Source organism: Rhodococcus spelaei, assembly GCF_006704125.1.
Lineage (GTDB): Bacteria > Actinomycetota > Actinomycetes > Mycobacteriales > Mycobacteriaceae > Rhodococcus_G > Rhodococcus_G spelaei.
On record NZ_VIGH01000007.1, the window covers coordinates 29,261 to 52,042 of the forward strand.

At 68.9% G+C, this 22,782-nt stretch carries 27 protein-coding genes; 7 read left to right on the forward strand and 20 right to left on the reverse strand.

Features of this window, described 5'->3' with window-relative positions; genetic code table 11:
- Window positions 1-26 precede the first annotated feature (26 nt).
- Genes FK531_RS15515 through rimP form a run of 3 tightly spaced genes read right to left on the reverse strand, consistent with a single transcriptional unit; the run spans window position 27 to window position 2,084 of the window.
- On the reverse strand, window positions 27-380 hold the full coding sequence (locus FK531_RS15515) for a YlxR family protein (RefSeq protein WP_142100917.1): 354 nt from the start codon (window positions 378-380) through the stop codon (window positions 27-29).
- 44 nt (window positions 381-424) lie between these two features.
- Window positions 425-1,456, reverse strand: coding sequence for a transcription termination factor NusA (gene nusA, locus FK531_RS15520; protein WP_142100919.1), 1,032 nt, complete (start codon window positions 1,454-1,456; stop codon window positions 425-427).
- Window positions 1,457-1,460: 4 nt separating this feature from the next.
- On the reverse strand, window positions 1,461-2,084 hold the full coding sequence (gene rimP / locus FK531_RS15525) for a ribosome maturation factor RimP (RefSeq protein WP_142100921.1): 624 nt from the start codon (window positions 2,082-2,084) through the stop codon (window positions 1,461-1,463).
- Between the two features lie 124 nt (window positions 2,085-2,208).
- Here rimP and FK531_RS15530 point away from each other — a divergent pair, with 124 nt between their 5' ends.
- Complete coding sequence (locus tag FK531_RS15530; RefSeq protein ID WP_142100923.1) at window positions 2,209-2,721, forward strand: hypothetical protein; 513 nt, start codon at window positions 2,209-2,211, stop codon at window positions 2,719-2,721.
- Entirely contained in the window at window positions 2,718-3,182 is a 465-nt protein-coding gene (locus tag FK531_RS15535; protein ID WP_142100925.1) for a ferritin-like domain-containing protein, read from the forward strand. Before FK531_RS15530 ends, FK531_RS15535 begins: the two co-directional genes overlap by 4 nt.
- Before the next feature lie 14 nt (window positions 3,183-3,196).
- On the opposite strand, the gene FK531_RS15540 is transcribed toward FK531_RS15535, so the two are convergent.
- Complete coding sequence (locus FK531_RS15540; protein ID WP_142100927.1) at window positions 3,197-4,396, reverse strand: RtcB family protein; 1,200 nt, start codon at window positions 4,394-4,396, stop codon at window positions 3,197-3,199.
- 173 nt (window positions 4,397-4,569) lie between these two features.
- The gene (locus FK531_RS15545; RefSeq protein WP_142100929.1) at window positions 4,570-5,994 is read right to left on the reverse strand and encodes a DHA2 family efflux MFS transporter permease subunit; all 1,425 of its coding nucleotides are present in this window, start codon (window positions 5,992-5,994) and stop codon (window positions 4,570-4,572) included.
- A gap of 115 nt (window positions 5,995-6,109) precedes the next feature.
- On the opposite strand from FK531_RS15545, the gene FK531_RS15550 reads away from it, so the two are divergent.
- Window positions 6,110-6,769, forward strand: a complete 660-nt coding sequence (locus FK531_RS15550) for a TetR/AcrR family transcriptional regulator (RefSeq protein WP_246098193.1) — start codon at window positions 6,110-6,112, stop codon at window positions 6,767-6,769.
- Between the two features lie 7 nt (window positions 6,770-6,776).
- Here the strand turns inward: FK531_RS15550 and FK531_RS15555 are convergent, their stop codons facing one another.
- Window positions 6,777-7,445, reverse strand: coding sequence for an O-methyltransferase (locus FK531_RS15555; RefSeq protein ID WP_142100931.1), 669 nt, complete (start codon window positions 7,443-7,445; stop codon window positions 6,777-6,779).
- 140 nt (window positions 7,446-7,585) lie between these two features.
- Between FK531_RS15555 and FK531_RS15560 the strand changes: the two genes are divergently transcribed.
- The 4 genes from FK531_RS15560 (at window position 7,586) to FK531_RS15575 (ending at window position 10,484) form a co-directional block, all read left to right on the forward strand.
- Entirely contained in the window at window positions 7,586-8,119 is a 534-nt protein-coding gene (locus tag FK531_RS15560) for a nuclear transport factor 2 family protein (protein WP_246098194.1), read from the forward strand.
- On the forward strand, window positions 8,116-8,955 hold the full coding sequence (locus FK531_RS15565) for an SDR family NAD(P)-dependent oxidoreductase (protein ID WP_142100933.1): 840 nt from the start codon (window positions 8,116-8,118) through the stop codon (window positions 8,953-8,955). The genes FK531_RS15560 and FK531_RS15565 overlap by 4 nt, the downstream gene beginning before the upstream one ends.
- Window positions 8,956-9,059: 104 nt before the next feature.
- Window positions 9,060-9,821, forward strand: coding sequence for a CPBP family intramembrane glutamic endopeptidase (locus tag FK531_RS15570; RefSeq protein ID WP_181762985.1), 762 nt, complete (start codon window positions 9,060-9,062; stop codon window positions 9,819-9,821).
- A gap of 99 nt (window positions 9,822-9,920) precedes the next feature.
- Window positions 9,921-10,484, forward strand: a complete 564-nt coding sequence (locus tag FK531_RS15575) for an FHA domain-containing protein (protein ID WP_142101373.1) — start codon at window positions 9,921-9,923, stop codon at window positions 10,482-10,484.
- A gap of 73 nt (window positions 10,485-10,557) precedes the next feature.
- Here the strand turns inward: FK531_RS15575 and FK531_RS15580 are convergent, their stop codons facing one another.
- The 14 genes from FK531_RS15580 to FK531_RS15645 all read right to left on the reverse strand — a co-directional run bounded on the left by FK531_RS15580 (window position 10,558) and on the right by FK531_RS15645 (window position 22,758).
- On the reverse strand, window positions 10,558-11,511 hold the full coding sequence (locus FK531_RS15580) for an alpha/beta fold hydrolase (protein ID WP_142100937.1): 954 nt from the start codon (window positions 11,509-11,511) through the stop codon (window positions 10,558-10,560).
- Between the two features lie 91 nt (window positions 11,512-11,602).
- Window positions 11,603-11,935 carry a hypothetical protein gene (locus FK531_RS15585; RefSeq protein WP_142100939.1) on the reverse strand — a complete coding sequence of 111 codons (333 nt, stop codon included), beginning with the start codon at window positions 11,933-11,935 and terminating at the stop codon, window positions 11,603-11,605.
- An 81-nt stretch (window positions 11,936-12,016) separates the two neighbouring features.
- On the reverse strand, window positions 12,017-12,451 hold the full coding sequence (locus FK531_RS15590) for a hypothetical protein (protein WP_142100941.1): 435 nt from the start codon (window positions 12,449-12,451) through the stop codon (window positions 12,017-12,019).
- 231 nt (window positions 12,452-12,682) lie between these two features.
- Window positions 12,683-13,117: a hypothetical protein gene (locus FK531_RS15595; RefSeq protein ID WP_142100943.1), complete on the reverse strand. Its 435-nt coding sequence runs from the start codon at window positions 13,115-13,117 to the stop codon at window positions 12,683-12,685.
- A 125-nt stretch (window positions 13,118-13,242) separates the two neighbouring features.
- Entirely contained in the window at window positions 13,243-13,725 is a 483-nt protein-coding gene (locus tag FK531_RS15600; protein WP_246098195.1) for an Rv1363c family protein, read from the reverse strand.
- Window positions 13,722-14,291, reverse strand: a complete 570-nt coding sequence (locus FK531_RS15605) for an Rv1363c family protein (protein ID WP_181762986.1) — start codon at window positions 14,289-14,291, stop codon at window positions 13,722-13,724. The genes FK531_RS15600 and FK531_RS15605 overlap by 4 nt, the downstream gene beginning before the upstream one ends.
- Complete coding sequence (locus FK531_RS15610; protein WP_142100945.1) at window positions 14,258-15,577, reverse strand: MCE family protein; 1,320 nt, start codon at window positions 15,575-15,577, stop codon at window positions 14,258-14,260. Before FK531_RS15610 ends, FK531_RS15605 begins: the two co-directional genes overlap by 34 nt.
- Complete coding sequence (locus FK531_RS15615; protein WP_142100947.1) at window positions 15,574-16,689, reverse strand: MCE family protein; 1,116 nt, start codon at window positions 16,687-16,689, stop codon at window positions 15,574-15,576. The genes FK531_RS15610 and FK531_RS15615 overlap by 4 nt, the downstream gene beginning before the upstream one ends.
- Window positions 16,686-17,945 (reverse strand): MCE family protein, encoded by a 1,260-nt coding sequence (locus FK531_RS15620; protein ID WP_142100949.1) that lies wholly within the window; start codon window positions 17,943-17,945, stop codon window positions 16,686-16,688. Before FK531_RS15620 ends, FK531_RS15615 begins: the two co-directional genes overlap by 4 nt.
- Window positions 17,945-18,967 carry an MCE family protein gene (locus FK531_RS15625; protein WP_246098196.1) on the reverse strand — a complete coding sequence of 341 codons (1,023 nt, stop codon included), beginning with the start codon at window positions 18,965-18,967 and terminating at the stop codon, window positions 17,945-17,947. Before FK531_RS15625 ends, FK531_RS15620 begins: the two co-directional genes overlap by 1 nt.
- Window positions 18,964-19,986 (reverse strand): MCE family protein, encoded by a 1,023-nt coding sequence (locus FK531_RS15630; protein WP_142100950.1) that lies wholly within the window; start codon window positions 19,984-19,986, stop codon window positions 18,964-18,966. The genes FK531_RS15625 and FK531_RS15630 overlap by 4 nt, the downstream gene beginning before the upstream one ends.
- Entirely contained in the window at window positions 19,983-21,152 is a 1,170-nt protein-coding gene (locus FK531_RS15635; RefSeq protein WP_142100952.1) for an MCE family protein, read from the reverse strand. Before FK531_RS15635 ends, FK531_RS15630 begins: the two co-directional genes overlap by 4 nt.
- A gap of 9 nt (window positions 21,153-21,161) precedes the next feature.
- On the reverse strand, window positions 21,162-22,013 hold the full coding sequence (locus FK531_RS15640; RefSeq protein WP_142100954.1) for an MlaE family ABC transporter permease: 852 nt from the start codon (window positions 22,011-22,013) through the stop codon (window positions 21,162-21,164).
- Window positions 22,014-22,017: 4 nt separating this feature from the next.
- Window positions 22,018-22,758 carry an MlaE family ABC transporter permease gene (locus FK531_RS15645; protein ID WP_142101381.1) on the reverse strand — a complete coding sequence of 247 codons (741 nt, stop codon included), beginning with the start codon at window positions 22,756-22,758 and terminating at the stop codon, window positions 22,018-22,020.
- Window positions 22,759-22,782 lie beyond the last annotated feature (24 nt).

The following is a 22,782-nucleotide window of genomic DNA, read 5'->3' on the forward strand; positions in this document are numbered from 1 at the left end:
TGCGCTGTTCTAAGTACCGCGCTGTCCTACATACCGCTCTGTTGTGGGTGCGGCTCGACCGCGGGATCGGCGATCGCAGGACCACCGAACTCGATGTCGAGGGCCGCCGTGTCCAGGCTTCCGGACACTCGCAGCGCTCTGCCGAATGCTCGGCGCTTATCTGCCTGGATCAGACACTTCCGGTCGGGGTGCAACCACGCACCTCTACCGGGGAGCCTGCGCCTGGGGTCGGGCACCAGAACCCAACCCTCCGGCTGGACCTGACGTGCCACGATCCTCAGCAGATCAGCGGCCAGCGCTTGTTTCCGACAACCGATGCAGGTACGCACCGGAAAACCGGAGCGCGCACGCGTCTGCGCCGAAAACTCATGCTGAGCCATTGACCACTCTACCGCTGTTGTCGACCGAACCGTGCATGCCGCCCCTAGACGCGCGTCGGCGCAGGTCCGGACGGCGCGTCGGAGGCGGGCGCGGCGTCGCTGCGGATGTCGATCCGCCAGCCGGTCAAACGCGCGGCCAGCCGGGCGTTCTGGCCCTCCTTGCCGATCGCCAGCGACAGCTGGAAGTCCGGCACGACCACTCGGGCGGCGCGCGCCTCGGCGTCGACCACCGTGACCGAGACCACCTTCGACGGCGACAGCGCGTTGCCGACGAACCGGGCCGGATTCTCGTCGTAGTCGATGATGTCGATCTTCTCGCCGGCCAGTTCGCTCATCACGTTGCGCACGCGCTGACCCATCGGGCCGATGCAGGCGCCCTTCGCGTTGAGCCCCTGCACCCGCGACGCGACGGCGATCTTGGTCCGGTGGCCCGCCTCCCGCGCGACCGCCACGATCTCCACCGATCCGTCGGCGATCTCCGGCACCTCGAGCGCGAACAGCTTGCGCACCAGGTTCGGGTGGGTCCGGGACAGGGTGATCTGCGGTCCCCGCTGGCCGCGGGTCACGCCGACGACGTAGCACTTGATCCGCTCGCCGTGCTCGTAGGTCTCGCCGGGGACCTGCTCGGCGGCAGGAAGCATCCCCTCCGCGCCGGTGGCCTCGCTACCGATGTGCACGACGACCATGCCGCGGGCGTTCGCGCGCGTGTCGCGCTGGATGACACCGCCGACGATCTCACCCTCGTGGGTCGAGAACTCACCGAAGCTCTTCTCGTGCTCGGCATCGCGCAGTCGCTGCAGGATCACCTGACGGGCGGTCGTCGCGGCGATCCGGCCGAAACCCTCCGGGGTGTCGTCCCACTCCTCGCCGACCCGGTTGCCGTCGACATCGACCTCGCGGGCCATCACCCGAACGTCGCCGGTCTTGAGATCCACGTCGATCCGCGCGTGCGGTTGGTGGCCCTCGGTGTGACGGTAGGCGGTGAGCAGGGCGCTCTGGATGGTCTCGATGATCGTGTCGACCGGGATGCCCTTGTCGTCCTCGATCGCCCGCAGCGCCGACATTTCGATATGCACTTGTCTACCCCTCTACCTGAAATTCTTCGTCTGTCTCGTTCGCGCCCGGCTCGTCCGTGCCGTCGTCGTCGGCGTCCTCGCCGATCTCGGTGTCGTCGCCGATCTCGGTGGGCACAACGCGCCCCTCCGCCACACCGCCGGCCAGCTCGAGCTCCTTGGCGTTCGGCGGCGAAAACTCCACCTGCACTACCGCTTTCACGACATCGCCGAGTGCGATCTCGCGAACGGTCGGACCGCCCTTGCCCGGCACCACCAACGAGACGACACCCTCACCGAGGGCACCGACCCGTCCGGTGACCTTCTCGTCGCCTATCTCGACGAGCACCTTGCGACCGCGTGCTCGCCGCCAGTGCCGCGGCTCGGTGAGCGGTCGGTCGATACCGGGAGAGGTGACCTCGAGGGTGTACGGCGTCTCGCCGAATTCGGGTGCGGCGTCGAAGGCCTCGGAAACGATACGACTCAGTTCGGCGACCGCATCCAGTTCGAGGCCCGCGTCGCTGTCCACGACGACCCGAACCACACTGTGTTTGCCGGCCTGCGTGACCGACACGCCCTCCAGGTCGTATCCCTGGCGGTGCACCAGATCGGAGAGGAGCTCGAACACCCTCTCCTTCGACGGAACCGGCATCAGTAGAGCTCCTCGTTCAGTTGTGGTCGGATCACAAGCCTGCAGCGCGAACACTAAGGATATCGCGCATTTGGCGGCTCGGTGACCAGCCTGGGTCCGCGCGCTCGATCCGGCACCTGACAAGATGGTGCGCGTGCCAGCAGCCGTCGCCTCGTCATCACTGTCCCGGCGCGCCGCATTGCGGGTCGGCGCCGCGGTTCTCGGCCTCGCTGCCGCCGGAGTCACCGCGGGCTGCGCGGGTTCCGACGGAGACGACGGACCCGCCGAGCCGGATCCCCTGCTGATTCCCGCGAACGCTGCGCGACGCGACGCGGCCGCGGCCACCGCGGCGGCCGCCCTCGCACCCGACCGCGCGGGAGCACTCGCCGTCGTCGCGAACGAGCGAACGGCGCACGCGGACGCGCTCGAGGCGGAGATCGCCCGTGCGGCCGGTGCGACCGCGACCTCCACCACCACCGGTGCTCCGACGACCGCACCCGCAGCGCCGCCGGGCACCGTCGACCAACTGCGCACCCAGCTCGCCGAATCGCAGCGCGGTGCAGCAGATCTCGCCCGCCGGCTGGACGGCTACCGCGCCGGACTGCTCGGCTCGATCAGCGCGGCCGTCGCCGCGCAGCAGGCGGTGTTGCTGCCATGACCATTCCCACCACGTCCACCTCTGCGACGGTCGGCCCCGAGCAGCAGTCCCTCGTCGACGCACTCAAGGCCGAGCACGCCGCCGTCTACGCCTACGGCGTCATCGCAGCGTTCTCGAATCCCACACGCGCGGCGCAGATTTCGGCCGACGCGGCGGCCCATCGGGTCCAGCGCGACGCGACCACCGACGCCCTGGCCGCTGCCAGCGTCGCCGCCCCCGGCGCCGAGACGGGCTACACACTCCCGTTCCCGGTGACCGACCCGACCACCGCGATCCAGCTGGCCGCCCAGGTGGAAGCGGACACCGCGGTCGCGTGGCGGTCGGTGATCGAGCGGGCCCAGTCCGAGCCGACCCGGGCGATGGGCGTCGAGGCCCTCACCGAGGCCGCGCTGCGCGGCGCGCGGTGGCGAGCGGTGCTCGGCGTCGCTCCCCCGACTGTGCCGTTCCCCGGTCAGCCCTGACCTGCGCAGCGGCCTCAGGTTCCCTTGACGTTGAGAATCTGACGTAGTTCGTGCCGGATCTCGACCAGGTCGCGGGCGTCCTCCATCACGACGCCGATGTCCTTGTAGGCATCCGGGATCTCGTCGACGAACTCCGCGCTGTCGCGGTACTCGATGCCCGCCATCCGGGCCCGCAGGTCACCCTGGGTGAACCTCTTGCGCGCGGCAGTTCGCGAGAACCGACGCCCGGCACCGTGCGGAGCCGAGCACAGGCCGGCCACGCTGCCGAGGCCCGTGACGACGTAGGAGTGGGTACCCATGGACCCGGGGATGATCGCCGTGGCGCCCTGGTGCGCGTCCACCGCACCCTTGCGGGTGAGCCACACGTCCCGGCCGGCGTGCCGCTCCTTCCGGGTGTAGTTGTGGTGACAGTTGATTCGTTCCGTCTCGCGGTGGTCGCCGGCGCCCATCCACCGTGCGAAGACGGCGCCGAAGCGGTCCATCATCTCGGCCCGGTTCAGGAAGGCGAAGCGCTGTGCCCAACCCAGATCGGCAAGGTAGCGCTCGAACTCGGGGGTCCCCTCCGCCAAGTACGCCAGGTCCCTGTTCGGCAGCACGACATGCCACTGTGCGCACATCCTCTGTGCCACCGCGATGTGGTGCTGCGCGATCTTGTTGCCGACACCGCGACTGCCGCTGTGCAGGAACAACCACACCCGGTCGGTCTCGTCGAGACACAGCTCGATGAAATGGTTTCCGCCGCCCAGAGATCCGAGCTGCTGCCGCCACTTCGGGGAGTGCACGAGGTCGACGCCCTCGTCGTCCGCCCGTCGTTCGAGTTCCGCGATCTTTGCCGCAGTGAAGTCCCACTGGCCGAGCTCCGTGTTGTAGTGGCCGGGCGACAGCGGGATTGCGCGTTCGACCGCGACGCGCAGCGCGCCGAGACCCACCCGGGTCCGGGTGATCCGTCCGTCGACGTCGTCCTTCGTGAACGCGGTGCGGACGCCGATCATGCCGCAGCCGATGTCGACCCCGACCGCGGCTGGAATCACCGCGCCGAGGGTCGGGATGACGGTCCCGACGGCACTGCCCTTGCCGAGGTGGGCGTCCGGCATCAGCGCGACATGCGGGTGGATGAACGGCATCGCGGCGGTCTGCCTGGCCTGCTCCAGGGTGCCGTCCTCGATCTGGGACGCCCAGTTGAGCAGCTTGTGGCCCGCCTCGCGGGGTGGCATCGGAACTCCTGTCGGCTGTGCGGCCGGGCGGCTCCCGGCGCGGGTCAGGGTGCGACCATGCCACGGTCGTGCGCTCGCGTCATCTCTATTTTCCCACCGGACTTCGCGCACACTCCGCGGCCCGAACGGCAGATTTCGCGCATTCGGGCCACGGAGTGTGAGAGGAATCCGGATCAGTCGCGCGCCTTCCTCGGCATCGCCATGGCCACCACCATCCCGACGACGACCGAGGCGGCACCGACCAGCAGCGCCGGCTGGAGCCCGTCGGTGTAGCCGGCCGGCGTCAGGTTGCCGCCCTGTCCGAAGAACACGGCCGTGAGCGTCGCGACACCGAGCGCCACCCCGATCTCGCGAATGGTGGAGTTCACGGAACTCGCTGTGGCGTGGTCGATCTCGGCCATGTCGGTGAGCACCGCGGTGGCACTGGGCGCGAAGGTCAACCCCATCCCGACGCCCGCCATCACGAAGGCCGGGATCATCTCGCCGTAGGTCGCGCCGGGCTCGAGCAGCATCGACATCCACACCAACGAGGCGGCCTGCAGCGCGAGACCGCTGACCAGCAGCACCCGCAGTCCCACCCGCGATGCCAGGATGCCCGCGATCGGTGCGACCACCATCGGCGCGGCGGTCCACGGCAGCGTGCGCAGACCGGCCTGGAACGGCGTGTACCCCATCACGATCTGCAGGTACTGCGCCAGCAGGAACACCGCGCCGAACATTCCCAGTGTGAAGGCGAAGCTGATGACGTTGGCGATCGAGAAGCTGCGCGAGCGGAACAGTCGCATCGGCACCACCGGGTTCTCGGTACGCAGTTCCCGGAGTACGAACGCGGCCAACGCGAGGACTGCTGCTGCGAGGACGCCGACAGTCCGCGCCGAGGCCCAGCCGTCGTCGTTGCCGTGCACGATCCCCCAGACACCGAGGAACACCCCGACTCCCGCGAGGAGCACGCCGAGCAGGTCGAGCCGCTGACGCTGGCCACGGGACTCCTCCAATGCGTACAGCGCGAGCGGCACCGCGACCAGCGCGACCGGCACGTTCAGCCAGAAGATCGCCTGCCAGGACACCCCGTCGACGACGGCGCCACCGATCACCGGGCCGAGTGCGATTCCGAGGCCCGACACGCCGCCCCACACACCGATGGCCATCGCCCTCTTCGAGGCGGGCACCGCCCCGGCGAGCAGAGCCAACGAGAGCGGCATGATCGCGGCCGCGCCCGCACCCTGGACCGCCCGGGACGCGATCAGCATGGCGGGGGTGGTCGAGAGCGCCGACCCGATCGACGCGACCGTGAAGACGGCGATGCCGGAGAGGAACAGTCGCCGCCTGCCCCAGCGGTCGCCGAGGGTGGCGGCGGAGAGCATGAGCGTGGCGAACGCCAGCGTGTAGGCGTTGACGAACCACTGCAACTGTCCGACGGACGCATTCAGATCGGCCCGGATCACGGGCAGTGCACTGGTCATCACCAGGTTGTCGAGTGTGGCCATGAACATCGGCAGCGAGGCCGCGACCAGGGCCAGCCAGATCGGGACGGTGCGCCGGCGACGTCCTTGCGCGGGCGGCGCGAGTACGTCGACTTGGTCGGAAATCGTGGTCATCACTTCTCCTCGGACGGAGTACGCAGTGGATGTCTGAGTTGCAGAGACTGGATGTAAGCATCGAATGATTACTTAACTTCCCCGACGCTAAGGCATCGAGTGATAACCTGTCAACATGTCTGCGACAAGTGGTCCCCGCACCACCACCAGGATGAATGCGGCAGATCGTCGGGAACTCGTCCTCGTCGCCGCGTCCAGGGCGTTCGCTCGCGGCGGCTACGCCGGCACCAGCACCGATGCCGTGGCCAAGGAGGCCGGCGTCTCCCAGCCTTACGTCGTGCGCATGTTCGGCACCAAGGCCGAACTGTTCCGCGAGGTGTTCGCACGCGCACTGCACAGCATCGTGACGGCATTCGACCTCGAGTTGGACCAGATCGCCGCGGAGCCGGGCGGCGTCGACCCCGACAGCGAGGAATTCTGGACCAGACTCGGCGCCGCATACGGCGACCTGATCTCCGATCGCGATCGACTGCTGGTGATGATGCACGGGTTCTCGGCCGGAGGCACACCGGAGATCGGCGCACAGGCCAGGGCCGCGATGTCCGAGATCTACACCCAGATCCGCACCCGCACCGGATGCACACCGGAGAAGGCCCGGGAGTTCATCGCGAAGGGCATGCTCCTCAACACCCTGCTCGCGATTCAGGCCCCAGAGCATTTCGACGAGGATCCCGCGCTCGCCGAGCTGTCCGAGTGCGCCTTCGGCGAGACTCTCCATGCCGCCATCGAGGGATCCGCCGCCATGGCGAACGCAGCCGCCGCCACGCGCGGCTGAGCCACTCTCAGTCGGTCACGAGCGCGATCGCGAACCCGTCCCACCCCTTCGACCCGACCGTCTGCAGGGCGGTGGCGTCCAGCCGTGGTTCCGCGGCGATCAGGTCGAGCATCTCGCGGTTCGCGCGCGCCTGTGCGTTCGTGGTCTCCGGATCGGCGACCGCTCCCCCGCGCACCACGTTGTCCACGACGACGACCGTCCCCGGGCGGGCGAGCCGCAGCGCCCAACGCACGTACGCCGGGTTGTTCTCCTTGTCCGCGTCGATGAACACGAGGTCGAACGGGCCGCCGTCGACCAGCGCGGGCAGCGTGTCCAGCGCCGGCCCCACCAGCACTTCCACTCGAGCTCCGACGCCGGCGTTGTCGAGGTTCGCGCGCGCCACCTCGGCGTGCCGTGGACTGAACTCGAGAGTCACCACCGCACCCCACTCCCCCACCGCGCGGGCCAGCCAGATGGTGCTGTAGCCGCCGAGGGTGCCGATCTCGAGAACCCTTCGCGCGCCGCACATTCGGGCCAACAGCGCGAGCAGCTTGCCCTGGTTCGGCGCCACGTCGATGTGGGGCAGTCCCGCGGCATGATTGGCCGCGAGCGCGGCGTCCAGCGCCGGATCCGGGCCGACGAGTCTGCCGACCAGGTAGTCGTCGACGGCGGCGGCGTCCGGCTGCTGCGAGTCCATGGAATCCGAGTCTGCTCCTGTTCGATCGAGCCCGCGAGCGAACTGGTGGACCACTGGGCGGGAAGTAGCTGCGACTGTGACCGGCGACACCCTAGGCTCGATTCGAGTACCGCTACCGACGACGAAGACGGGATCAGCCCTTGCCGAACGCCAACGAGCTGCAACAGACCAATGAACACCTCGCCCGACGCATCGACGCCCTCGAGCAGATCGAGGCGATCAAGTCGCTCAAGTACCGGTACTGGCGAGCCTGCGACGGCAAGGACCCGAGGACGTTTCGCGACTGCTTCGTCGCCTCCGGTGCGAGCATCGACTACGGCCGGATGGGGGCGTTCGACGACGCCGACCCGATGGCGGAGATCTTCACCAAGGTCGCGCTGCACACGGTCGACGGCAAGCACGTCATCTTCGACATGCACCACGGCATGCACCCGGAGATCACGCTGACAGGCGTCGGCACCGCGGCCGGTCGGTGGACGCTGCGGTTCCGGCAGCTGAACCTGCTCGACCGCACCGAGAAGCTGATGACCGGGGAGTACGACGACGAGTACCGCCTCGAGGACGGACGGTGGCGAATGTCCAAGTGCCACTTCACCGAGACGTGGTCCATGGTGCGGCCGTTGCCCGCCGACGCCGTGATCAGCGAGGGCACCTTCGCGGAGGTGGCGCGATGAGCACCGAGAACAACCGCGTCGCCCTGGTCACCGGCGCGAGCCGCAGCGTCGGCAAGGGCATCGCCCTCGCCCTGGGCTCGGACGGCTGGACCGTGTACGTGACCGCCCGTGGCGAGGTCGGGACCGGGGGCGCCCTCGACCGCACCGCGGAGGAGGTCACCGAGCGCGGCGGACGCGGCATCGCGGTTCAGTGCGACCACAGCGACGACGGCCAGATCGAGAAGCTGTTCGGCCGCATCACCGAAGAGCAGGGCGGCCGACTCGACCTGCTGATCAACAACGTCTGGGCGGGCCCGTCCGACGGATACGCGGGATTCTCGCAGCCGTTCTGGAAGCGGCCGATCAGTGACTGGGACGCGCTGATCGGCCTGGGTCTGCGGGCGCACTACGTCGCCAGCGTCGAGGCCGCGAAACTGATGGTGCCGCGTGGCTCGGGCCTGATCGGCAACATCTCGTCGTTCGGCACTCGCGGTTACCTGCACTCGGTGCTGTACGGCATGTCGAAGGCGGGCCTGGACAAGATGGCCGCCGACATGGCCGTCGAGCTCAAGGGCACCGGCGTCACCGCGCTGAGCTTCTGGCCCGGTCTCGTCCGTAACGAACGCATGGTCGCGAGCGGCATGAAGAGCTTCGAGGGCTTCTCCCTCGACGACGCCGAGACGCCCGAGTTCATCGGCCGAGTAGTCGTCGCGCTGGCGAACGACCCGGAGGTCGGCAAGCGCAGCGGTCACACCCAGATCACCGCGGAGACGGCACTCGAGTACGGCGTCACCGATGTGGACGGTCGCCAACCGGTGTCGCACCGCGCCGCCTTCGGCGGTGGCACGCTCTACTGAGCAGGCCCGATACGTCAGCCGCACCACGGTCCCCTCTCCCGACGTGCCGAACGCACCGATCACTGCGACGATCGATGTCCGTACGCCGAAGAGAGGGGACCGCCGTGCGTGTGACTCCCAGACCGTGGATCGGGATCGGCGTGGTGCTCGCGTACGTCGTGCTCGGGTTCCTGACGAAGCCGTTCTTCCACGTCGACTACACGACGATCGCCGACAGCACCGACAACCTGCTGAACGGGATCGTGTATCCGATCGGCGTCGGCGCGGTGTTCGCCGCGCTGCTGACCACGTGGTTCGGGTGGTGGCGGCCGGCCATGACCGAGGCACGGCGCTGCACGAGGCGATGGGCGATCCTGCCGCCCGCGCTGCTGCTCCTGACCGCGGTGGTCTCCCTGACGGGAACCGACTTCGGCCCCATGAGCGGCGGTTACCTCCTCACCCTCGCGGTCGGCGTGCTGATCGTCGGTTTCACCGAGGAGCTGATCTGTCGTGGGCTGGCAGTCGTCGGCTACCGCGGCGGGCTCGGCGAGGTGTGGGTGTGGCTGCTCAGTTCCGCGGCATTCGGCCTCATGCACGCCACCAATGCCCTCGACGGCCAGAGTGGACGGGACACTGCGCTGCAGGTGGCGGCGACATTCGTCATCGGCACCACGCTCTACATGGTCCGCCGGATCACCGGCTCCCTGGTGTGGGCGATGCTGCTGCACGCGGTGTGGGACTTCTCCTCCCTCGCGAGCGAGCACACCTCGTCGAGCACCGCAGGCTTGTCCGGAGTGCTGGTCGCCGCCACCGTGCTGTCGACGCTGCTGCTGGTCCGCCTGACGATCCGCGACTACCGGCCGCATGCGGCTCCCGTCACGGTCTGACTGGCGCCTCCCCGCTGCCCGGAGCACGATGGAACCGTGACCATCGAGCGCGTCACCGAGTGCCGACTCGTCTACTCCGACGGACAGGGTCGGCAGCAGATGCTCGCCCTGGACCCCGGGCGGCCGAGGGTCACCGTGGGCAGATCGCCCGCGTCGGAGCTGCCACTGACCACCGACGAGGAGGTCTCCCGGCTGCACGCAGTGCTCGAATGCGTCGGCACGCACTGGACGATCGTCGACGACGGGCTGTCGCGGAACGGGACGTTCGTCAACGGCGACCGGATCTCCGGAAGGCGCCGGCTTCGGCACGGCGACAGCATCCGGATCGGAGGAACGCTGCTGACCTACGACGAGTTCGGCGCCGCGATCGACGAGGCCACCATGGTGGCCGCGAGCACGCCGAACGTTCGCTCGCTCACCGAAACCCAAAGGTCGGTGCTGATGGCACTGTGCCGGCCGTACAAGCACGGCGCAGCCTTCGCCAATCCGGCGTCGAACCAGCAGATCGCGGCGGAACTGTTCCTCAGCGTGGACACCGTCAAGACGCACCTGCGCGCACTGTTCACCAAGTTCGGCGTCGAGGACCTGCCGCAGAACCAGAAACGGGTGCGGCTGGCCGAGCGAGCCATGCACAGCGGGGTCGTCAACGCCCGAGACCTGTAGTCGTGGAGACCTGTAGTCCTGGGGACCTGTAGTCCAGGGGACCTGGGGACCTGGGGACCTGGGGACCTGGGGCTCAGCCTGCGGTGGCCAGCCGCATCGCCGGGGCGGGCGCTGCGCCGTCACCGGCGGCCCTGACGAGCAGCGCACCGATCGCGACAGCGACCTCCTGCGCCCGTTCGAGGATCACCGAATGTCCGGCCCCCTCGATGCGGACCAACTCGGCGCCAGGCAGCCGCGCCGCCAGCGCCGCGGAGTGTGCGAAGGGCGTCATCAGGTCGGCCGAGCCGCACACCACGACGGCGGGAATGCCCGCCAGCGCCGGCACCGAGCCGGATTCGTCGAACTCGGCGAACGACTTGAGGAAGCTGGACATGGTCACCACCGAGGTGTCGTTGACCATTGCCGCTGCCAGTGCGACGACTCTGGGGTCGAGGTTGCGGTTGCCGGTGCCCGCGACGCGAACCACGCCCGTGCACAGTCGGCAGCTCGCCCGTTTCGAACCGGCGGTGACGCGCGGCGCCCAGCGCACCGCGGCGTGGAACAGCGACAGCGCGGGACTGCGCAGCAGACGACCGAGTCCCGCCTCGGCGAGGCCGTTCGCGGCGGTGGAGATCAAGGCGATCCCGGCCAGCCGCGACCCGACCAGCGACGGGTTCTGCCGCGCATAGGCGAGCGCGGTCATCCCGCCCATGGAGTGTCCGACGAGCACCACCGGTCCGCTGGGGACCACCGCGGCGAGCACCGCATCGAGGTCGCGCCCGAGTTGGTCGATCGTGTAGGTGGACGGTGCGGCGTGCCCCGACTCGCCGTGGCCGCGGTGGTCGTAGAACACCATCCGAACGTCGGGTCCGCAGGCGCGGTCCAGGAATGCGCGCAGCAGGTACCAGGATTCCGAACGCAGGCAGTGCCCGTGCACGAAAACCGCGGTGACCGGGGCGTCCGGGCTGCCGAACTCGCGGACAGCGAGTGGGACGCCGTCGTCGGCAAGGACCGTGACCCGACGCCCGGGGGTGACCGTGTTCGACATGGTGTCCTCCTCACATAGCCTGCTGAACTGGCGTGTACCTGCACGTGTACCTGCATATCGGGACGACGCCGCGGTTCCTTACACTCGGTTCCTATTTCACGGGAGGTAGCCCCGGGAGGTTCGGTCCGCCGAGGTTCACCCCGCCCGGGCCGGCACCGATACCGCCGACGGCAATCGGGCCGACATTGACCCCACCGATGGCGACGTTTCCGTTCGATCCGGCGGCGCCGGTCGGGCCTGCGCCGGTCGGCTGTGCGCCGTTCACGGGCGCACTGCCGCCGGGCGAGCCGAATCCGAAGTCCGGGCCCGTCGTATGTGCGGCAGCAATGCCCGCGCCCGCCGACAACATGAGGAAGGTCGCGGCTGCAGCGACGACGCCGCGCCGGACGATCGTCGTGTCGAGCACTGTTCTCGAAACAAGCATGGTCGTTCCCTTCGTGGTGAGGCGGAGCCGGCACCCGCCGTGTGACGTGGTGCCGGCCCCGTGTCGGGCGATCCGGCTCGGTCAGCAGAAGGGCCAGACGAACGAGCACCCCTGCGTGGTGGTCGTCGTGGTGGTGTTGTTGTTGGTGGTCGGGTTGTTGGTCCCGCCCGCACCGCCGGCCCCGCCCGCACCACCGGCGCCGCCGGTCGCCGCACCACTGCTGGCGTTGCCACTGTTACCGCCAATCGCTCCGCCGCCGTTGCCGGAGGACACGCCACCCTGGTTGCCGTTGCCGATGTTCACCCCGCCGATGGCCACGTTGCCGGAGCCACCGGCGCCGCCGGTGGCATTGCCACCGTTACCGGACTGGGCGTTACCGGACTGGGCGCTGCCGCCTGCGCCACCGGGTGCGCCTGCACCGCCATTCGCGTCAGCGGAGGCGATGCCCGCTCCGGCGGCCAGGGCGAATGCGGCGATGGCTGCGGTAGCGAATGCGCGCTTGATGGTGTTCGACATTGTCTGTCTCCTCGTTCGGTGGGGTTGATTTCGTTCTGTCACACAAGCTTCCGCCCTCGCAGCTCCCGCCGATAGGCACCCGAGGGGGCGAGAACCCCACCCCTGCGAGTGGCCCTTCACCCCCCTCTCGGGGTTCCCGCCGCGCTCCCGATCGGCACGGTCGACGACGCCGAGCGGGCCGGCACTCGGTGGAGTGCCGGCCCGCTCGGGTTGGAACGTCGATGCCCAGTCTCAGCAGAAGGGCCAGTAGAAGGGGCAGCCCTGCGTAGTGGTGGTTGTCGTGGTGGTGTTGTTGGTGGTCGGGTTGTTGGTCCCGCCCGCACCGCCGGCCCCGCCCGCACCGCCGGCGCCGCCGTTGGCCGCACCACTGCTGGCGTTGCCACTGTTGCCGCCGATCGCTCCGCCGCCGTTGCCGGAGGACACGCCACCCTGGTTACCGTTGCCGATGTTCACGCCGCCGATACCGACGTTGCCGGAGCCACCGGCACCACCGGTGGCATTGCCACCGTTACCGGACTGGGCGTTGCCGGACTGCGCGGTTCCGCCTGCGCCACCGGGTGCGCCTGCACCGCCGTTCGCGTCAGCGGAGGCGATGCCCGCTCCGGCGGCCAGGGCGAATGCGGCGATGGCTGCGGTAGCGAATGCGCGCTTGATGGTGTTCGACATTGTCTGTCTCCTCGTTCGGCGGGGGTTGGTCGTGCTCGGTCACACAAGCTTCCTTCCCCGACTACCCCGCCGATAGGCACCCAAGGTGGCGACAACCTCACCCCTGCGAGTGGCCTTTCACCCCCTCACACCGGCGTCAACTCACTGACCAGCCACTGCCCGTCCACCCGCTCGACACCCACTCGCACCCGACTCGACGTGGTCGCCGGGGCCGGTTGCGCCACGCTGGTCGTGATCTGATCGACGAACAACAGCAGCTCTGCGTGATCTGTTGCGCCACTGATGAATCCGACATCCACCACGCGCGCCTTGGTGCTGATTCCCTTTTCTTTCGACTGGGGCGCAACGGTTTTCGTGCCGAACTCCACGAAGCCGTCCTTGAACGACCCCGTCGCACCCCCGGCTGCGGCGTCGAGGTCCCGGTCCACCGTGGGTGCGTTGTAGCTCAGCAGGGCCTCGACGCGACCCGGCGCGGCCGCGATCGCCTCGACGCGCGCCGCCTCGACCGCAACCGAGTGCCGATGCGCCCACACCAGCACACCACCCGACACCATCAGCGCGAACGCCACCACGACGACCGCCGCGCGACGGAGGACAGCGCGCCTCACGGCACGAACTCCACGCTCGACATCAGCAGCCGCCCGTCCACCTCGTCGACTCCGACCCGGAGGCGATAGGTCCGGCCCGCGGCCGGACCGGCCGCGTTGGAGACCTGCGCTGACGCCGCCACCACTACCACCCCCGAGGCGCCGGACTCGCTCGCGAGCGCGGCCTCGTCGACCCGACCGTCCGAGTTCACCACGGAGTCCCGGATCGACTTGACGAAACCCGAACCCCCGTCGTTCAACTCGTCGGCGAAGGCGCCAGTGCTCAGCGACCTCAGCCTGTCCACATCCGCGTCCGCGGTCGCGGTGTGGACGTCGATCAGCGCGAGCACCCCCTCGCTCGCCGCGTCCACCAGGGCCTGCCGGTGCGCCTCCCGCGCCCGATCCGAGCGCAGTGCGACGCCGCCGAGGACCACCGTTGCCACCAGTCCGACCGACGCGGCAACGAGCAAGACCCGCAGCGTGATTCGTCGCGCACGACCGGCGCTGCCGCGGGGCGCCGGGTCGGTGGCCGCCTCAGCCGTCACGTCGGTAGTCACGGATTCGGAGGTGTCAGCAGGTGTTGCCATGCCGGATCCTTCCCGGTCTGACCCGCGGCGGGCGCGAGGTCGGTGTGCTGGTAGCCGACACCGTCCGGGCCTGTGTAGAGCTCGTCCGGCGCGTTGGTCCCGGACGCCACGTACGGTGCTGCGCTGCGGCAGATGTCGGGACTGGGGGCCCGTTTGCCCGGCACCTCCATGCACGGGATGTTCCTGGACCCACGCACCGCGAACTTCGAGTCCTGCGGCACCTTGCAGAACAGGTCCGGCGGCGTGTCCGGCACGCTCGTCTGGCTCGGGTCACGCCGCTGGTCGGCGGGCAGGTACCCGGTCGAACAGGCCGCCGGATCCTGTGCCTGCAGGTGGAAGTTGACGTTGGCGGCGCCGTCCTCCTGCCCGCGCTGTACGACGGTCTCCTGGGCCGCCACCAGCGGCGGCAGGATCACCAGCACCTGCTCGAGCGCGGAGTTGTACGTGACCGCGACCTGCGCGGTACTGGTCATGTTGGCCAGCAGGACCGGAAGGGTCGGACGCAGGTCCTGGAACAGCGAGTCGGCCTCGGTGGCGAAACCCGGGCCCTTGTCGAGGATGCCCCGCACCGACCCGTCCGCGACGGCCAGCTGGCCGCTGACGTGTGCGACGTTGGCAGCCCACTGCCGGATCTGGTCGCCGGTCACCACCTGGGTGTCGAGCAGGGGTGCCAGCTGCTGGACCAGGGTGGTCGCGGGCGTTGTCGCTCCCGACATCTGGTCGACGAACGAGGTGGTCGAGTCGAGCAACCGTGCCAGGTCGGGCCCCTTGCCCCCGAAAGCGGCGGCGGACTCGTCGATCACCGAACGCAGCTTGTCCTGCGGGACCGACGCCAGCATCGCCTTCGCCTGATCGAGGACCGGGCCGATCTCCTGTGGAATGGTGACCTGCCCCTTGCCGATCACGTCGCCGTCGCTCAGGAACGGCCCGTCGCCGGTGCTCGGCTGCAGGTCCACGTACTGCTCGCCGATCGCGGACACACTGCGCACCGCGGCGGTCAGTCCGGCGCTCGGCACGGGAACCGAACTCTGCAGCGACAATTCGGCCCGCACCGCATCCGGGTCCAGCCGCACCGACCGCACCTGACCGATCGTGTCGCCGCGATAGGTGACGTTCGCGTTGCGGTACAGGCCACCGGCATTGGGCAGCTCCACCGTCACCGAGTAGCGCCCGATGCCCAGCATCGTCGGGACCCGCAGGTACGAGATCGCGGCCGCGGTCATCCCGATCACCGCGAGCACGGCGAAGATCGTCAACTGCCTGCGAACGAGTGGTGTGAGGATCATCGCCGCGCCCCTGTCGTCGCGGGCGCCGCCGTCTGCAGCGGCGCGGTCAACGGATTCACGGGTTGACCACCGGCAGCGACCGGGGCCTGCGGCGGACCGAGCGGGGTACCGAACCCGAGCCCGGACCGCAGACGGGGCGTGGTGAGGTCGATCAACGCCCACAGGTTCGTGTAGTCGCCTCGCATGCCCTGGTCGATAGTGGTCTGCGGGAACGGGAACGTGCTCAGGTTGCCGAGATTATTGATCAGGTCCGGCCCAGTGTCGACCACCCGCTGCAGCGTCGGTTCCAGGGCGGCCAGGTTCGCAGACAGGTCGGCCCTGGTCCGGTTGACCAGGTCGGTCCCGACGTTCCCCAGTTTGCCCACCGAGTCGAGGGCCGTCGTCAGCTGGGCGCGCTGCCCGGCCAGTTCGGCCATCGCCGGATCCAGAGTCTCGAGAGCCTTGCCGAGGACGTCCCGCTGGCCGTTGATCTCGCCGGCGAACCCGTCCAGGTTCGCCATCGTGGTCACCATCGCACCCCGCTGCCTGTCCAGCGTGTCCGCCAGCGAGTCCATCTGCGACAGCAGGTCCCGCACCGAGTCGGTCCGGCCGCTCATCGCCTTGTTCAGCTCGGTGGCGATGCTGTGCACCTGGGCGAGTCCGCCACCGTTGAGTACCACCGACAGCGCGGTCAGCGCCTCCTCGGTGGTCGGGTACACGCCCGCCGAGGCCAGCGGGATCACCGAGCCGGCGGTCAGCGTGCCTTCCGGCGGCACGCCCGTCGGCGGCGCCAGCGCGACGTGCTTGGACCCGAGCAGGCTGGTCTGCCCGATCCGGGCGGTGGCGTTCGCGGGCAGCCGCACCGACTCGTCCAGCGACACCGTCACTTTCGCGTGCCAGTCCTCCGTCTCGATCGACCGGATGCTGCCAACGGTGACATCACCCACGAGCACCGGCGAGTTCGGACTGATCGAGGTGACGTCGGGCATCTCGATCACCACCTCGTAGCTACCCGGGCCGCGTCCGGCGGCGCCCGGCAGCGGAACCGAGTTCAATCCGCTCCATTGACACCCCGACACCAGCACCATCGCGGCCAGAGTGCCGCCGCCGATCCCCCACGCGCGCACGGTCATCTAGTCGCCTTCCCGGGCGTCATCAGCTGGGCCAGGTTCGGCGGCACCGGCACCGTCGGCATGGCCAGGGTGGGAGTCGCCGCCGCCGCCGCCGCCGGCTTCAACTGGGGTTCGCTGTACACCAACTGATCCGGGGTGGCGCCGAGCGCACGCGTCGGGTTGATGCTCAGATCCGGGTAGTTGGCCCGGACGGTGTTCAGCAGCGGCCCGAGGTACTGCGCGCACAGCTCCGCGCCCTTGGCGGAGGTCTCGTTGGCGAGTCCGGCGATTCCGCCACAGATCAGGTCGATCGGGTTGCCCATGTTCTGGAAGGCAGGCACGCCGACCATCGCCCCCTGGGCCGGGCGGTAGACGTTGTAGTAGTTCGACAGCGCCGTCGGGCCGATGTGCAGGATCTTCTCCAGTCCGTCCTTCTTGTCGACGAGCACCTGGGAGACGTCCCCCAGCTTGCGTACCTGCTCGGTCAGTCCGCTGCGATTCTGCGTGACGAACCGCTGCACGTCGGCGATCGCGGTGTCCAGGTCGGCGAGGGCGGGCGCCAGCTGGGTGCGGCTGTCGGCCAGGAGGCCCGTGACCGTGGCGAGGCGGCCCTGGAACTGCACGATCTGCTCGTTACTGGCGGCCAGGGCGGTCGTGAAGGTCTGCAGGCCGCGGATCGTGCCGAACAGGTCGCCACCGCTGTCGGACAGGGTGCTCATCGCCCGTGAGAGCTCCGTCACGCTGTTGCCCAGGGCGGTTCCGTTGCCCTGCAATGCGGTTCCCGCCGCGTCGAGCAGGTTGGCCGCGGCACCCCGGTCGTTCCCCTTGGGCCCCAAGGCGTCCGCGGCGCGCCCGAGTTGTTCCTTGACCTGGTCCCACTCGACCGGCACGGCGGTCCGGTCGAGACCGATCTCGGCCCCGTCGCCGAGGGTAGGCCTGCTGTCGTCGGTCACGGCCGGCGTCAGTTGCACGAACCGCGCCGAGACCAGAGACTGCGCGACGATCAGCGCCTTCGCCTCCGCCGCGACCGGCACCGAGCGGGCCAGCTTCAACTGCACGCGCATCCGGTTGCCGTCGGGACTGATCTCGGTGACCCGACCGACATCCACCCCGACCACCCGCACGTCGTCGCCGACGTACAGTCCCGTCGTCGAGGTGAAGTAAGCGGTGACCTGGTAGTAGCGGAAGTGTTGCACCGCAACGTAACCGGTGGCCAGCACCGCGGCCACCACAGCGAGCCCCACTCCGGTGAACGTCAACCTGCGCCAGGTGAACATCAACGGACCTCCGGAATCGGCAGCGGCGCGGGGGGTAACCCGAACATCGCGTTGATCAGCGGCTGGGTGAACTGCGCAGGCATCAGGTTCTGCACGTACGCGTAGTAGAAGGGACCACTGGCGACCGTGTCGCCGAGCGTCCCCACGTAGGTGCCGAGCCCGTCGATGCCCTGCGCCAAGTTGTCCCGGTTCTTCTGCAGGATGCCGACCACCGTGTTGAGCTTGTCCAGGGCCGGGGTCAGCTGCGCCTGGTTGTCGTGCACCAGGCCGCTGAGTTGGGTTGACACCGCCGAGACGTTGGTGATCACCTCCGCCAGCGCTCCGTGCCTGCGGTCGAGTTCACCGAGCAATGCATTGCCGTCCACGAGCAGCGAATTGACCTGCGGTCCGCGCTCGGCGAGCACCCCCGCCACCTTGTTCGCATCGGCGAGCAGCGCCCGCAACGTCTCGTCCCGGCGATTGAGGCTGTCGGAGATCCGCGTGACCCCGTCGAGGGCGGGCCGCAGGTTCGGGGCGCTGTCGGCCATCACCTTCCCGACCTCGTCGAGCGAGGCCGACAGTTGGTCCAGATGGATGTCCTGCACGGTGGTGGTCAGGTCGCCGAGTACCTCCGGCAACGAGTACGCGGATCTGGTGCGCTCGAGGGGAATCTGGCCCCCGACCGGCACCCGGCCGTCCCCTTCCAGGTCGAGGGTGACGGCGCGCTTGCCGAGCAGCGACATGGTGGTGATCGCCGCCGCGGTGCTCTCACCCATCCCCACCGCGGCGTCCAGGGTGAAGTCCACCCGGGCGCGGCCGCCCTCGACACCGATCCTCTCGACAGTGCCGATCTTCACCCCGGCGGAGTTGACCTCGTCACCCGCGGCCAAGCCGCTCGCGTCCTCGAACACCGCGCTGTATCCCGCACCCGACTTCAAGAACTGCAGGTTCTGGTACTGCAGCGCGGTGAGCACCACCGCCGCCGTGACGGCGAGGCCGACCACGCCCACCCGAACCGCCTGGCTCTCCACCATGTTCCTCATCGCGGCGCACACCTCCCGGTCTTCTGGTCGGCCAGGTTGACCGTCATCGGCTTTCCGTCGGCACCGTCGACCTTCAGTGCAATGCCGCAGAGGTAGAAGTTGAAGAACGATCCGTACGCACCGACCCGGATCAGTTGCCGGTAGTTCGACGGCATCGACGCGAAGATGCGGTCGAGTTCGCCCTGCTGCTCGATCAGCGGCTCCAGGCTGGTGTCGAGCCTGGACACGGTGCCGGCGAGGTTCGGCCGGACCTCGGTCAGCAGGTCGGCGAGCGTGCCGGTCGCCGTGTTCACGCTGGTCACCGCGGTGCCGATCACCTCCCGGTCCGACGCGAGCCCGCTGACCAACTGCTGCAGATGGTCGAGGGTGTCGCTGAACTGTCCACCGCGACCGCGCAATTCACTGAGCACCCCGTCAAGGTTGCCGATCACGCGGCCGATGAGTTCGTCGCGGTCGGCGAGCGTGTTGGTGATCGAACCGGTGTGTGCGAGCACCGACGAGACGGTCCCGGACTGGCCCTGGAACACCTCGAGCAACGACATCGACAGGGCGTTGACCTGCTCCGGATCGAGCGCCTGGAACAGCGGCCGGAACCCGCCCAGGAGGGCGTCGAGATCGAGTGCGGGCGCGGTGCGGTCGATCGGGATGGTCTCACCCTCGGGCAGCGGCTCAGCGCCCCGCGGCCCGTCGAGCAGTTCGAGGTACCGGTTGCCCACCAGGTCCTGATACCGGACCGCGGCCCGGGTCGCGACGGTCAGAGTGTCGCCGGAGTCGACGGTGAATTCCACCTGCGCGCGGTGGTTCTCGCCGAATGCGACCGAACTGACAGCCCCGACCGGCACCCCCGCGATGCGCACCTTGTCGCCCGACTTCAGACCCGACACGTTGACGAACTCGGCCGCATACGTGTTCGCCCCGCCACCGCGGATCTGCCCGAACACCAGGATCAGGCCGGCATTCACCAGGACCATCACGACGACGAAGATCCCGAACTTGACCGCATAGCCCTTGATCTTCATCGGACCGCCGTCCCGAACAGGTAGCTCATCAGATTCGGCACCGACGTGGCCGGCTGCCCGCCGTTCGGCTGACGTTCCGGGGCAAAGGGATTGACACCGATGTCGGTCACGAGGAAGGGCGCGTTGACGTTCGAGTCACGCAACGGCAGTCCCATGCAGTGCGGTCCACCTGTGGCGGCGACCTTGGGGAGATCGTCCGGGTAGTGGTACGGCTCGGTGCCCGCGATCAGTCCGATCGACATCTTGATTCCGGGCTGGCCGTTGTACGCACCGTCGCCGATCTTCTTGCTCTCCTGCAGTCCGTGGAACATGCACGGGATTGCCGGCGAGTATTCCTGGAGCAACGCCGTCGTCGGCTTCAGCAACGAGAGCACGTTCGCGACGCCGTCGGAGTTGGCGCCGAGGACCTCACGACCGGTGTTCGCCAGCCCGGTCACGTTGAGCAGCAACAGATCCATGTTCTTCCGTTGGTCGAGGACGGTGTTGCCTGTCGTGGTGAGCGAGCCGAGCGACGCCATCAGGTTCGGTGCCACGGCGGCGTAGGTGTCGGTCACCGGCGGCAGCGCCGTCAGCACCTGGTCGAGAGCGCCGCGCGCGGTGGAGAACTCGGCGAGTGAGGAGTCCGCCTTCCCCAGCGCGTCGCCGAGGCGCTCGCCGCGTCCCTGCAAGGCGGTCGAGATCGCACCGAGGGTCGAGTCGAGCTTCCCCGGATCGACCGTGCGAAGAACCGACGTCAGCTTCTCGAACACCGTGTTCAGCTCGACGGTCACGTGCGAGGCGTCGATCGTCGCACCTGCGGCGAGCCGGTCGGTAGTGGGCGCGGCGGGAGCCGACATGCTGACGAACTTCGCGCCGAAGGCGGTGTTCGAGGTGATCTGCACGTCGACGTTGGCCGGAATCGACTGCAGTGCATCGGGATCGACGAGCAGGGAAAGTTTCGCGGTCGCATCGTCGGTCGGCGTGATGGACTCGACGGTGCCGACCGTGACGCCCGCCATCTTCACGCGGGCGCCGGGATCCATCACCAGGCCGGCCCGCTGTGCGAGCACCGTGACCGGGACGCGGTCGGTGAAGGACTGGTTGAACAGCGCCACCGACAAGGCGACGACGCCGGCCACCGTGACCACCAGTGCCAGCGCGGCGAGCTTGTATCCGTACCTGTGCACGTGTCTCCCCTAGCCGGACAGGTTGAAGTTGCCGGAACCGCCGTAGATCGCCAACGAGACGAGCAACGTCACCGCGACCACACAGATCAGTGACAGCCGGACCCCTCGACCCACCGCCGTGCCCACCCCGGACGGTCCGCCCGCGGCGTTGTAGCCGTAGTAGGTGTGGATCAACATCACCAGCATCGCCATCACCAGCACCTGCACGAACGACCACGCCACGTCGACCGGATCGAGGAACGTCGTGAAGTAGTGGTCGTACAGGCCCGAGGACTGCCCGAAGATCACCACCGTGGTGAACCGGCCCGCAAGGAAGGACGCGACCAGCGCGAGCGAGTAGAGCGGCAGGATCGCGAGCATGCCGGCCACGACGCGCGTACTCACCACGTACGGCACGGAACTGATCGCCATCGACTCGAGCGCGTCGATCTCCTCGCTGATCCGCATCGCCCCGATCTGTGCGGTCGAGCCCGCGCCGATCGTGGCCGACAGTCCGATGCCGGCGATCACCGGCGCCGCGATCCGCACGTTGATGAATGCGGAGAAGAATCCCGTGAGCGCCTCGACACCGATGTTGCCCAGCGAACTGAATCCCTGGATCGCGATGGTGCCGCCGGAGGCGAGGGTCAGGAACCCGACGACCGCCACCGTGCCACCGATCAGCGCCAGCGCGCCAGTCCCCATGCTGATTTCGGCAATCAGGCGCAGCACCTCCTTGGGGTGCTTGCGTACGGCCCACGGGATGTAGGCGATCGCCCGGGTGAAGAAGACCGCCTGGCGACCGATGTCGTCGACCGACCGCGAGGCCCGCGCCACCCGCGCCCTCGTCGCGCCGAACTTGCCGAGATGTGCCAATGCCACCTGCTCACCCCGCCGTCAGTCGGATACCCACCGCCGTGACGATGGTGTTGACCACGAACAACGCCATGAACGCGTAGACCACCGTCTCGTTGACTGCCTCCCCGACGCCCTTCGGCCCGCCCCGCACCGACAGTCCGCGATAGCAGGCGACCAACCCGGCGAGCAGCCCGAACAGCGCGGCCTTGACCATCGACAGCGCGACCTCGGGAAGCCCGGTGAGCAGGGTGATCCCGTCCGCGAACGCGCCAGGATTGACGCCCTGCAGGAACACCGAGAAGACGAATCCGCCGGCGATCCCGATGACGCAGACCAAGCCGTTGAGCAGCAGCGCCACCACCGTCGAGGCGACCACCCGCGGGATCACCAGGCGGTTGACCGGGTCGATGCCGAGCACCTCCATCGCGTCGATCTCCTCGCGGATGGTTCGCGAGCCCAGATCCGCGGCGATCGCGGTGGCCCCGGCGCCGGCGACGATCAGCACCGTCACCACCGGACCGACCTGGGTGACGGCGCCGAGCGCAGCCCCCGCACCACTGAGGTCCGCCGCCCCGATCTCTCGCAGCAGGATGTTGAGGGTGAAGCTCACCAGCACGGTGAACGGCACCGCCACCAGGACCGTCGGCACGATCGACACCCGCGCGATCATCCAGCTCTGTTCGAGAAACTCCTGGAGCTGGAAGCGTGTGCGTACCAAGCCGACCGCGACGTCGGCACCCATCCGGTAGAACTGGCCGAGCTCACGCATCGGCCCCGTCAACTTCGTGTTCAC